General features: G+C 54.1%; 9 protein-coding genes. 6 read left to right on the forward strand and 3 right to left on the reverse strand.

Annotated features, from left to right (window positions below):
• Positions 1-160: 160 nt before the first annotated feature.
• From M2403_RS11185 to M2403_RS11205, 5 genes are all read left to right on the forward strand, one after another.
• A complete protein-coding gene (locus M2403_RS11185) occupies positions 161-835 on the forward strand; it encodes a heavy metal response regulator transcription factor (protein WP_152324261.1) in 675 nt (224 codons plus the stop codon).
• Positions 828-2285 (forward strand): heavy metal sensor histidine kinase, encoded by a 1458-nt coding sequence (locus tag M2403_RS11190; protein ID WP_259229149.1) that lies wholly within the window; start codon positions 828-830, stop codon positions 2283-2285. The genes M2403_RS11185 and M2403_RS11190 overlap by 8 nt, the downstream gene beginning before the upstream one ends.
• A 235-nt stretch (positions 2286-2520) precedes the next feature.
• Positions 2521-4197 carry a kdo(2)-lipid A phosphoethanolamine 7''-transferase gene (gene eptB / locus M2403_RS11195; protein WP_152324260.1) on the forward strand — a complete coding sequence of 559 codons (1677 nt, stop codon included), beginning with the start codon at positions 2521-2523 and terminating at the stop codon, positions 4195-4197.
• A gap of 256 nt (positions 4198-4453) precedes the next feature.
• Positions 4454-5575 (forward strand): endonuclease/exonuclease/phosphatase family protein, encoded by a 1122-nt coding sequence (locus M2403_RS11200; RefSeq protein ID WP_259229150.1) that lies wholly within the window; start codon positions 4454-4456, stop codon positions 5573-5575.
• Between the two features lie 22 nt (positions 5576-5597).
• Positions 5598-6512, forward strand: a complete 915-nt coding sequence (locus M2403_RS11205; protein ID WP_208950540.1) for a LysR substrate-binding domain-containing protein — start codon at positions 5598-5600, stop codon at positions 6510-6512.
• Positions 6513-6517: 5 nt separating this feature from the next.
• On the opposite strand, the gene leuD is transcribed toward M2403_RS11205, so the two are convergent.
• Both leuD and leuC read right to left on the reverse strand, forming a co-directional pair.
• On the reverse strand, positions 6518-7126 hold the full coding sequence (gene leuD, locus M2403_RS11210; protein ID WP_152324257.1) for a 3-isopropylmalate dehydratase small subunit: 609 nt from the start codon (positions 7124-7126) through the stop codon (positions 6518-6520).
• An 11-nt stretch (positions 7127-7137) separates the two neighbouring features.
• Complete coding sequence (gene leuC, locus M2403_RS11215) at positions 7138-8544, reverse strand: 3-isopropylmalate dehydratase large subunit (protein WP_259229151.1); 1407 nt, start codon at positions 8542-8544, stop codon at positions 7138-7140.
• A gap of 171 nt (positions 8545-8715) precedes the next feature.
• Here leuC and M2403_RS11220 point away from each other — a divergent pair, with 171 nt between their 5' ends.
• Positions 8716-9591 carry an alpha/beta fold hydrolase gene (locus tag M2403_RS11220; RefSeq protein ID WP_259229152.1) on the forward strand — a complete coding sequence of 292 codons (876 nt, stop codon included), beginning with the start codon at positions 8716-8718 and terminating at the stop codon, positions 9589-9591.
• A gap of 56 nt (positions 9592-9647) precedes the next feature.
• Here the strand turns inward: M2403_RS11220 and M2403_RS11225 are convergent, their stop codons facing one another.
• Positions 9648-11702 carry a choline transporter gene (locus M2403_RS11225; protein ID WP_152324254.1) on the reverse strand — a complete coding sequence of 685 codons (2055 nt, stop codon included), beginning with the start codon at positions 11700-11702 and terminating at the stop codon, positions 9648-9650.
• Positions 11703-11832: the final 130 nt, after the last annotated feature.

Below are 11832 nucleotides of genomic sequence, written 5' to 3' on the forward strand. Positions count from 1 at the left end.
ACCGGCCAGTGATGAATAACTTCATTAAGAGTGGACGATAAACCGGGATTGGTTGATGACAAGTTGATGACAAAATTGTCATCAAAGGTGTCTGATGAAACTGATAAACTTCCTCTGAATCATTCTTTGGGGGAATGATCTTGCGGCGCCGAGGGCCTGAATGCGGATACTGGTGATAGAAGATGATGTCAGCACAGGCGACTACCTGAAAAAAGGGCTGACGGAGGCGGGTTACAGCGTGGATCTGGCGCGCAACGGAGCAGACGGTCTGTTTCTGGCCCTGGAAGAGGGTTATGACACCGTGATCCTCGACGTCATGCTGCCCGGCCTTGATGGCTGGCAGGTGATGGAAGTGCTGCGTAAAAAAAGTGACGTGCCGGTGCTGTTTCTGACGGCGCGTGACGAAGTGCAGGATCGCATTCACGGGCTGGAACTCGGCGCGGATGATTATCTGATTAAACCGTTTTCATTTACCGAGCTGGTGCTGCGGATCCGCACCTTACTGCGCCGCCCGACGGCACGCGAGCCGGACACGTTTTCAGTCGCCGATCTGAATCTCGATGTGCTGCGCCGCCGCGTCACCCGTCAGGATCAGACCATCGCGCTGACCAATAAAGAGTTTATGTTGCTGGAGCTGCTGATGCGCCGGGAAGGCGAAGTGCTGTCGCGCACCATGATCGCCTCGCAGGTCTGGGACATGAATTTTGACAGTGATACCAACGTTGTGGATGTGGCGATTAAGCGCCTGCGCGCCAAGGTGGATCGCGCCTTTGAGGTGAAACTGATCCATACCGTGCGTGGCATTGGCTACGTTTGTGAAGTGCGCAATGACTAACGTGATGAAAGAAACTGCCCGTCCGTCCGCCTCAAAACGAGCGATGTCGCTGACCTTGCGGGCGACATTACTGTTTGCGCTGATTGCCTCGCTGGTGGTCAGCGCTGTCGGTTTTTATCTCTATTATTCGATGGATAAAGAGCTGGTGCGCCGTGCGGATTATCAGGTCAGCGGGCGCGTGCAGTATTTCCGCCATCTGCTGGCGAATGAATTTCCGTTATCACAGCTGAGCCGTAATCCCGGTTTGTTTGAAAATATGCTCGGCAACGAGCGCGATATTCTGACTTTTCGTCTCGAAGGCGAGCCGCCACTGATTAACGTTAATCCCTCGCAGCTGATCTTACCGCCGGTTGCGCCCGTGCCCGACGGCCAGCCGCTCACCCTGCAAACCGTGCATCACCTCATGTCGCCGGACGGAACGCCGGTGCGCTTTGCCCGTGCAAGTGTGCAGATTGAGGATGGCAGAACGGTAGAAATTACCGGCGCGCATTTCATGACGGAAGAATCGCGTCTGCTTGAGACATTTCGCTGGGAAATCATTGGCGCCGTGCTGTTCGCCTATTTGCTGATTGCCGCACTCGGTTATGTTGTGATCCGCAGAGGCTTAAAGCCTTTACGCAACATGGCACAGGAGGCGACGCAAATTCATCCGTCCAGCCTGTCTACCCGGCTGAGCACGGAGAATGCGCCGCAGGAATTGCAGCAACTTATCTATTCTTTCAACGACATGCTGGAAAGGCTTTCGGAGGGCTATCAGCGCCTGACCCAGTTTTCAGCCGATCTGGCGCATGAAATCCGCACGCCGGTGGGCGCGCTGATGGGGCATTGCCAGGTGGCGTTGTACCAGCCGCGCACGGTGGAAGAGTATGAAACGCTGCTGGCAAACAATATGGAAGAGCTGGAACGTATTTCCCGCATGGTGGAAAACATCCTTTTTCTTGCCCGCGCCACCGACGCGCGGTCTGTTTTAACCATCACCGGTATTGATGTTTCCTCTGAAATTACCCGTATTCAGGAATATTTTGAAGGTCTGGCGGAAGAGCGTGAAATGGAGTTGTACGGCGAAGGGCAGGGGATTTTGTACGCGGACGCTATCTTGTTTCAGCGCGCGATCAGCAATCTTGTCGCCAACGCCGTGCGTTACGGTCATGACGGCAGCACCATCACGATCAGCGCACAACCGCAGGGTAAAGGCATGGAGATTGATGTGACCAGCCAGGGCAATCCGATCCCGCCGGAAAAACTGGGCAAACTCTTTGACCGTTTCTACCGGGCCGATGCATCACGCAGTGAAGGCGGCAGCTCCAGCGGTCTCGGTTTATCGATAGTTCAGGCGATTATGGCGCTGCATCAGGGAAGCGTTCGGGTAACGAGTTCGCCGCAGGGCGAAACCCGGTTCACGCTGTCATTTCCGGGGCCATTATCCGATCCGGATCACAGGCTTTCTTAATAATTCTTCAACAGCTCGGAAAAATTTCAGAAAATCTTAAAGAAAATTCATTTTTTACTTATTGAAAAGTAAGGGTTTCGTTAATTTGGTTACATTATCACAATGGCAGAAACCTTTGCATTTGAACAAAAATGCTTGTCCCGGGGTCTGAATAGTCCTAAGGAGTGGGTTCCATCCTCCGGTTCGAACGGTCAGTACGACGTAAACAGACTCACAAAAGAGCCATTTATTACTAATGCATAAAATACGTTCACTTTCGCTGCAGAGCATTTCTGTTTTCATTGCGCTTTATCTTGGGATCCTGTTAAACCTTCCGATTTTCATCCGCCGTTACAGCCAGCTGCATTATGACAATATGCTGTCGATCGTGGTCGAGATGGTGGCGTGTGTTGCCCTGGTTTACTTCCTTTGTATGCTGCTCTCCTATACCGGCAAAACGGTTTTCCGTGTGCTGATGACTGCCATTGTGATTTCCTCGGCGGCGGCAAGTTATTACATGATCCTGTTCAACGTCGATATCGGCTACGGGATTTTGGCGGCAGCGCTGGCCTCAGACTCCATTGATTTATCGAAAGAATCTGTCGGTACGCATTTTGTAGCCTGGACGGCGCTCGTCAGCCTGATCCCGGTACTTTTGATGTGGCTCAGCACCCTGCCGGGCGCGGCACTCAAACAAACCACCTTCAAAAAAGTGGCGGTGAAAACCGGCCTGCTGGTGATCTCCGGTCTGCTTTGTTACATGCCGCTCCGCCTGATGGGCAAAGTGCAGGATCGTCATGACAAAGAAAGTAACCGCATGATGGCAAGCTACGGCGGCGTCGTGGCAGGAACTTATTCTCCGTCCAACTGGTTGTCCGCGCTGGGCTTGTACTCCTACAGCAGCTACAGCCAGGCCGAAGACACCAAAAATCTTTACGACCCGGCGAAACATTTCACCTACACCGCACCGGCGGATGCCAAAGATATGTACGTGGTATTCGTTATCGGTGAGAGTGCACGTCGTGACCACATGGGCCTTTACGGCTATGACCGCGATAACACGCCGAACCTCGACAAAGAGAAAAATCTGGTCGCGTTGCAGGGCTATTCCTGCGATACCGCCACCAAACTTTCCCTGCGCTGCATGTTTGTGCGTGAGGGCGGCGCTTCGGAAGCGCCACAGCGTACCCTGAAAGAGATGAACGTTTTTTCTGTGCTGAAAAGCAACGGCTGGAGCTCTGAGCTGTATTCCATGCAAAGTGAAGCCTGGTTCTACAACAAAACCCGCGCCGATGATTATTCATTGCGTGAAAACATCGCCTCTGAAAAACGTAACGCAGGCAAGCCGGTCGATGACATGCTGCTGGTCGATGAAATGAAAGATTCGATGGCTAATCATCCGCAGGGAAAACACCTGATTATTCTGCATACCAAGGGTTCGCATTACCTGTATTCAGACCGTTATCCACGTTCATTTGCCAAATATCAGCCGGAATGTATGGGCATCGATGACTCCTGTTCAACGCAGGAAATGATCAACGCTTACGACAACACGCTGCTCTATACCGATTACTTCCTGTCGCAGGTGTTTGATCAGCTGCGCGATAAAAACGCTATTGTTTTCTACGCATCCGATCACGGCGAATCCATTTCCAAAAGCATGCATTTCCACGGTACGCCACGTGATCATGCGCCAGTTGAGCAACGCACTGTGCCGATCATGGTCTGGGCGTCGGACAAGTTCCTGTCTAACGATCAGAACAAGGCAAGCTTTGCACAGTTGCAAAAAATGGCCGCTGAGAAGAAACCGGCATTTCATGAAAAACTGTACGACACCCTTCTCGGCTGTATCGGATACACCTCGCCAAACGGCGGGATTGTAGAGCAGCACAACTGGTGCCATACGCCTGATCCGGCAGCACCGGCGAAGTAACACCGCTAAAATCGCCGTCTTTTTCTGATGAATGAAAAAGGCGGCGACATCCTTCTGGTCGCTCCACCCTTTTTGAGTCACAATCGGCTAACAAAATTCCCGTCATACTTCACGTTGCATGTGCGCTGGCTACGCTTACTCACCCGAATCACTGACTTATGTCAGCTCATCGGGATCCCTCAGCTTGCCGCCTTCCTGCAATGCGAATTATCCAGGGTATTACTAATTGATTTCTCTTTATCAGGGCTGATAACCGATGCAAGCACTCCGAATTATCGTCTGCGTTCTGACGGTCATCATGACCTTACTGACGCTGCTTCCTCTTTCCAAAAATCAGCGCTGGTGGGTGCGTGTGTGGGATTTCCCTCGCCTGCAAATGGTTTCCCTGTGCCTGCTTTTTCTTCTGACTGAACTGCTGATTTTACCGTTTGACGGTGTGCTGACCGGCATTGTGATTATCCTGACGGTCGCCTGCATGGCGTATCAGGGCTGGTGGATCCTGCCTTACACCCGTTTATACCGCGTGCAGGTGAAGAAGACGGTGCCCAATGGCCATTCGCGTATCAAAATCATGAACAGCAATGTGCTCACTACCAACCGGGAGAGCGCGCAGTTACTTAGTCAGATTCAGGAACACAAACCGGACATTATCGTGCTGCTGGAAACCGACCAGTGGTGGGAAGACCAGATGGCTCCTCTGGAGGCCGATTACCCGCACAGCCTTCGCTGCCCGCTGGATAACCTCTACGGCATGCACGTCTATTCGCGTCTGCCAATGCACGGCGAGCAAATTCAGTTTCTGGTGGCGAAAGATATTCCTTCCATGCATTTTCGCGCAGAACTGCCGTCGGGCGAACAGGTGGTGCTTCACTGTCTGCACCCGAGGCCGCCAAGCCCGACCGAAGCGGATGAATCAACCGCCCGTGACGGTGAGCTGATCGCCGTCGGGCATACCGCCGCGAAAGCGCATTTCCCGACCATTGTGACCGGTGATCTGAATGACGTCGCGTGGTCGCGTACCACCCGTTTATTTATGAAAATCAGCGGATTGCTTGACCCGCGCCGCGGTCGGGGAATGTACAATACTTTTCATGCGAGCTATCCGTTTCTGCGCTGGCCGCTGGATCACGTTTTCCACAGCAAAGATTTCACGCTGATTGATCTGAAACGACTGGATTTCATGGGCTCCGATCACTTCCCGATCCTGGTCGAACTGGCGCTGACGCCTTGTCAGGGGAAAGATCAGGAACCGCTGGAAATCGAAAATGACGATCTTGAAGAAGCCAGAGAAAAACTTGAGCTGGCGGGTGTAAAACTCACGGATATCTATCCTGCTAATAAAAAACAGGCCAATAAAGAACCGGCCAATAACAAATAACGTGAGGGCCAGGGCGTAATCCATGACTACTGAACGTGACCGCTTGCCGCTGGCTGAAGACTTACGGGTTTTTCTGGCGGTGGTGAACAAGCAAAGCTTTGCCGCGGCGGCGACCGAACTCGGGCAGTCTCCGGCCTATGTCAGTAAGCGTATTCAGATCCTCGAAGAGTCCCTGAACACCCGTTTGCTGCATCGTTCAACCCGCGGCGTTCGCCTGACTGAAGATGGCGAACGGGCGCAACGCTGGGCGCTGCAAATTCTCGACACGTTCGACCAGTTTATTGGTGATGTTTCAGACTCCCGCAGTGAGGTTCGCGGCAACGTGCATATTTGCAGTTCGTTCGGTTTCGGACGTTGCCACGTTGCGCCCGCTGTTGCAGAACTTGCCGAACGTTATCCGCAGCTGAACCTGCGCCTCGACCTGTTCGACAGGGTTGTTGATCTGGTCGCCGAAGGCATTGATCTCGAAATTCTGGTCGGCGATGACATTCCCGAACAGCACATCGGTAAAAAGCTGGCGCAGCATCAGCGTATTCTCTGTGCTTCTGCGCAGTATCTGGCCACGCACGGCGAACCCGGTTCACCGGACGACCTGACGCGACATCAGTGTCTGGTGCTCAAAGAGCGCGACAACCCGTTTGGCATCTGGTCGCTGACCGGAGAAGGGCAGGAACAGCGCGTACGGGTCAAAGGCGTGTTGTCATCCAACAGCGGCGAAGTGGTATTGCAGTGGGCGCTGAAACACCACGGAATTATTTTGCGCTCTGAGTGGGATGTCCGGCCTTATATCGACCGCGGTGAACTGGTGCAGGTTTTACCGCAGTTTTCCCAGCCAGCCAGCGTCTGGGCGGTCTACCCCACACGGCTGGCAGATTCTGCAAAACTGCGGGTTTGCGTTGAATTCCTGCATCAGCGCTTTAGCCAGTTACTGCAATAAGGCTTTCACGCCAGCCACGGATTACGCTGCAAATACGCCTGCTGAAATTCAAGGATTTCATCGCTATATCGCAGCGTATTCCCCACCGCATCCAGCCCGTTGAGCAATGACAGTTTGCTCAGTTCGTCGATGTTGAAAACGATCTCTTTGCCATTGTGCAAACTTATTGTCTGCGCCGGTAAATCGACGGTAATTTCGTTGCTTTCCGCCTGCGTAACCTGTTCAGCCAGCTGTGCCCATTGGTTCGGGGCGAGCTGTACGGTGAGCACGCCGTTGCGCTGGCAGTTGTCGAAAAAGATCCCCGCAAACGTGGTGCCGATTAGCGCCCGTATCCCCAGCAGTTTCAGCCCCCACACCGCATGTTCGCGACTGGAGCCGCAGCCAAAGTTCGGCCCGACCAGCAGGAATTTGGCGTTTTTCCATTCAGGCTGATTGAGGATAAAAGCCGGATCGGGTGAACCGTCTGCCAGAAAGCGCAAATCGAAAAATACCCCACGGTCTAGCCCGTTGCGGTCGATGCCTTTTAAAAATTGCTTCGGCATGATCACATCGGTATCGACGTTGGCCGCCGGGAAGGGCGCGGCTGCGCCGCTTAACACAGTAAATGCTTGCATGTTTTTTCTCCTCACACTTCGCGAACATCGGTCAGATGACCGCAAATTGCGGCGGCGGCAACCATCGCCGGGCTCATCAGATGGGTTCGCGCTCCGGCGCCCTGACGGCCTTCGAAATTACGGTTGGTGCTCGACGCACACCGGTCGCCTGGCAACAGCACATCATCGTTCATCGCCAGACACATTGAACAGCCGGACTGCCGCCATTCAAAACCGGCACGGGTGAATATTTCAGCCAGACCTTCCTGCTCGGCCTGAGCGCGAACCTGGCTGGAACCGGGTACGATCATTGCGCGTACGGTCGGTGCAACGGTTTTTCCGCGCACAACGTCGGCGGCGGCGCGCAAATCTTCGATGCGCGCATTGGTGCAGGAGCCAATAAAGGCGTGGCTGATGGCGATACTGTTAAGCGGTTGCCCGGCGCGTAATCCCATATAGCTGAGTGCGCGTTGCAGGTCTTTTTGCCGTGCGGGATCCGCTTCGGATTCCGGATCGGGTACGTGTCCGCCAATGGCCACCGCCTGATCCGGGCTGGTTCCCCAGCTCACCATTGGCGCGATTTCTGTGGCGCTCAGTTCGACTTCGCGGTCGAAAACGGCGTCCGCATCGCTGTGTAATTCACGCCAGACATTCACGGCATCCGCCCATTGCTGGCCTTGCGGCGCGCGCGGTTTGTCTTTCAGATAATCAAAAACTTTGTCGTCAGGTGCCATAAATGCACCGCGCGCACCGGCTTCCACCGCCATATTACAAATCGTCATACGGCCTTCCACACTCAGCGCGCCGATGCCTTCACCGCAAAACTCAATGGCGTAGCCGGTGGCACCTGCTGCACCGATTTTTGCCACCAGCGCCATCACCACGTCTTTGGCAGTGATCCCGTTCGCCAGCGCGCCGTTTACGGTGACGCGCATTGTTTTCAGACGTTTATAAATCAGCGTCTGGGTCGCCAGAAGATGCTCGATTTCAGAGGTGCCGATACCAAATCCGAATGCGCCGAGCGCGCCATAAGTGGTGGTGTGGCTGTCACCGGCGGCAATCACCATGCCCGGCAAGATAAAGCCCTGCTCCGGCGCGACAACGTGCTCAATCCCCTGACGACTGTCGAGAATATCAAACAGCTCGATGCCAAATTCTGCGCAGTTCTCGGCCAGATACGAAACCTGGCGCGCGCCACCGGCGTCCGGCATCTGGCGTGTGCGCAAAGGCGCAGTCGGATTGACGTGATCGACCACCGCCAGCGAGGTTTCCGGTCGCCATACCCGGCGGTTTGCTTCACGCAATCCGCTGAAAGCCTGCGGGCTGGTGTACTCGTTAATTACCTGCCGGTCGATGTACAGCAACACGTGCCCTTTGTCGTCCAGCGCGCGGACTGTGTGGCTATCAATGTGCTTTTCATACAGCGTTTTTGGCTTCATTTCATTGCCCTGATGAACGTAATGGATAATGCCAGCGTCGCAAACTTACCCGTTATCGGGCAACGGCCTGAGTGTGGTGTCTCAAAACACAGATCGTGAAGCGGCAATCTTCATTTGTGACCTTGTTGCTCAAAAGCCAGCGACTAAGATGGGTAAAAAAGGAGAAAACCCATGTTTGAACATTTTACCCAAGGCCGGATGGACGTGAACGGCACAGAGATTGCCTACCGGATTGCCGGTCAGGGCGAACCACTGTTATTGCTGCACGGACACCCGCAGACTCAGGCGATCTGGCATAAAGTCGCGCCGTTTCTGACGTCTCAGTTCACCGTCGTTCTGGCTGATTTGCGTGGCTATGGCGACAGCGGCAAACCCGAACCCGACACGGAACATCTGCGCTACAGCAAACGCGAAATGGCGCAAGACCAGCGGGAGTTAATGGCCGCGCTCGGCTTCAGCCGGTTCAGCGTTATTGCCCATGACCGGGGCGCTCGCGTGGCGCACCGGCTGGCACTGGATCATCCGCAGGCCGTTAAACGCCTGGTGCTGATAGATATCGCGCCGACGCTTTCGATGTATCAGCAAACCAATGAAGCTTTTGCCCGCGCTTACTGGCACTGGTTTTTCCTGATCCTTCCGGCACCGCTGCCGGAAACGCTCATCACCGCCGATCCGGATCAGTATCTGCGCAGTGTGATGGGCAGCCGCAGCGCCGGTATGCAGCCTTTCACCGCCGAAGCTTACGCAGATTATTTGCGCTGTCTGCAACAAAATGGAACGGCGCGCGGGATTTGCGAGGACTATCGGGCGTCGGCAAGTATCGACCTGCAACACGACAAAGAAGATCTGGATGCAGCCCGCAAACTGACTTGTCCGTTGCTGGTGCTTTGGGGCGAGAAAGGCACGGTCGGACAATGTTTTGCGCCGCTTGAGGAGTGGAGAAAAGTCGCTGAAGACGTACAGGGTGAAGCGCTGCCTTGCGGGCATTACATCGCCGAAGAGCAACCGGAATTGCTGCTGGAAAAAGTCCTGCCGTTTTTAGGTTAGGCGCACGTTTCCGGACATTAAAAAACCCGCATTACGCGGGTTTTTGTTAATCAGTGTTAAACCGGTTGTTCCGGGAAGGTCAGGGTATTCCCCGGCGCTTCGCGGTTGATGTGCAGGAAGTTAAGATGACGTTCGTACTGGTCCAGAATGTCATTGATCACCTGATGTTTGGTGAAGTCCATCAGGTCATTGCCTTGCGTGCCTTCGAGCAGGAAGGTTTCCAGCCGGTAATAGTGCGATTTCCCGGCGCGGGCGCGGTAGGTAAAAGCAGGAACGGCATAACGTACCGGCCAGATCTGATACACAAAGTTCTGCTCTTCGCCCAGTGCCACCTGTAGTTCCAGTGGCCCGATTTTTTCATCTTCCTGCGGCTCATGTTCGTTGAACGTGACTTTTGCACCGCGCAATTCCAGTTCCTGCGCCACTTCCTGCATCGCCGGACGGCACACGGTATCCATCATTTTTTGCGTATGGCGCGTGCCAGGATAATTCATGACCCGTGAAAGCCGCTGCTTCCAGTTTAGCGCAGCATCGCTCGTCGCCGGCAGCGGTGCCAGCGTTTGCTGGGTGCTGGCGCGGCGGTAATCTTCCAGACGCAGGGATTTATACAGCCCGGCCATGATGAAGAAAATCACAAAACTGAACGGCAGCCCCATGATTACCGTGGTGTTTTGCAGCGCAGAAACGCCGTCGGTCATCAGCATGCCGAGCGTCAGCACGCCGATGGTAACTGACCAGAAAATCCGCAGCCAGTTCGGCGCATCGTTGTTAATGTCCGCGAGCTTCGAGGTGAAATTCCCCAGCACCAGCGAACCGGAATCTGCCGAGGTGACGTAAAACAGTAAACCGGTGATGGTCGCGACAGACGCACTGAGCGTAAAGCCCGGATACTGCGCCAGCAGGCTGTAAACGCCGCGTTCAGGGTGCGCGATCACTTCGTTCGCGAAATCCAGATTGCCGTGCAGGATTTGATAAAGCGCGCTGTTACCGAAAATCGACAGCCACAGCAGGGTGAAGACGAACGGGATGATCAGCGTACCCAGCACAAACTGGCGGATCGTGCGGCCACGGGAAATACGGGCCAGGAACAGGCCGACAAATGGCGACCACGCTACCCACCAGGCCCAGAAGAACAGGGTCCAGCTGTTCATCCATTCCGTCGGGCGGTCAAAAGCAAAGGTATTGAGCGTCATGCCCATAAAGCGGTTGATGTAGTCGCCGATATTGAGCACCAGCGCGTTGAGCAGGAATTCGGTGTTACCAAAGAACAGCAGGAACAGAATCAGCCCCAGCGCCAGCAGCACATTGAGTTCCGACAGAATACGGATGCCTTTATTCACGCCGGACGTCACCGAGACGGTTGCCATAATGACCGACAGCAGGATCAGCGCCGCCTGAACAGTCAGATTTTCCGGAATATGGAACAGCACTTTCAGCCCGTAATTGAGCTGCACCACACCGATACCCAGCGTGGTCGCGATACCAAAGATAGTACCGACCACTGCTGCGATATCTACGCTGTGGCCGATCGGGCCATTAATGCGCTTGCCGAAAATCGGGTACAGCGCCGAACGGATGGTCAGCGGCAGGTTATAACGGTAACTGAAATACCCGAGCGCGATACCCATCAGCGCATACATCGCCCAGCCGGTCAGCCCGTAGTGGAACAGCGTCCAGGTCATCGCCTGTCGCGCGGCTTCCAGCGTCTGGCCGTTGCCTTCCGGCGGCAACATGTATTGCGTGACCGGTTCGGCGACCGAGAAGAACATCAGGTCGATACCAATGCCCGCGGCAAACAGCATTGCGGCCCAGCTCATCATGCTGAATTCGGGTTTGGATTGTTCAGGGCCGAGTTTGATCGAGCCGAAGCGCGAACAGGCTATGAACACTACAAACACGATGTACAGCGTTGCCGCCAGCATGTAATACCAGCCGAAAGTGGCGGACACCCAGTTGAGGGTCAGGCTGATCCATTTTCCCGATAAATCAGTGAAGAAAATGGTCATTAATGTGAAGGCTAAAATCAAACCTGCTGAGGTGAAAAACACGACCTTGTTGAGCTGGTCGCGAGGTTTTTCGCTCTGTTTTTCTGTCGTATCGGCAATCGCCATCTGTTCCCCTGTCTTGTTAATTATTCACTGTTTTTCAATAAATTGGCGCTAAATTCATCTCAATAATCATACAAAATACTAACGTATTGGTAATAAAATATATGCATTTTTAATTGAACGTTCAATCAAA

The sequence above is a fragment of the Rahnella sp. BIGb0603 genome, from assembly GCF_024808755.1.
Lineage (GTDB): Bacteria > Pseudomonadota > Gammaproteobacteria > Enterobacterales > Enterobacteriaceae > Rahnella > Rahnella contaminans.

Bases quoted from the DNA above. Each gene is read 5' to 3' on its own strand.
- M2403_RS11185 (WP_152324261.1), top strand. From the start codon at position 161: ATGCGGATACTGGTGATAGAAGATGATGTCAGCACAGGCGACTACCTG.
- M2403_RS11190 (WP_259229149.1), top strand. From the start codon at position 828: ATGACTAACGTGATGAAAGAAACTGCCCGTCCGTCCGCCTCAAAACGA.
- eptB (WP_152324260.1), top strand. From the start codon at position 2,521: ATGCATAAAATACGTTCACTTTCGCTGCAGAGCATTTCTGTTTTCATT.
- M2403_RS11200 (WP_259229150.1), top strand. From the start codon at position 4,454: ATGCAAGCACTCCGAATTATCGTCTGCGTTCTGACGGTCATCATGACC.
- M2403_RS11205 (WP_208950540.1), top strand. From the start codon at position 5,598: ATGACTACTGAACGTGACCGCTTGCCGCTGGCTGAAGACTTACGGGTT.
- leuD (WP_152324257.1), bottom strand. From the start codon at position 7,126: ATGCAAGCATTTACTGTGTTAAGCGGCGCAGCCGCGCCCTTCCCGGCG.
- leuC (WP_259229151.1), bottom strand. From the start codon at position 8,544: ATGAAGCCAAAAACGCTGTATGAAAAGCACATTGATAGCCACACAGTC.
- M2403_RS11220 (WP_259229152.1), top strand. From the start codon at position 8,716: ATGTTTGAACATTTTACCCAAGGCCGGATGGACGTGAACGGCACAGAG.
- M2403_RS11225 (WP_152324254.1), bottom strand. From the start codon at position 11,702: ATGGCGATTGCCGATACGACAGAAAAACAGAGCGAAAAACCTCGCGAC.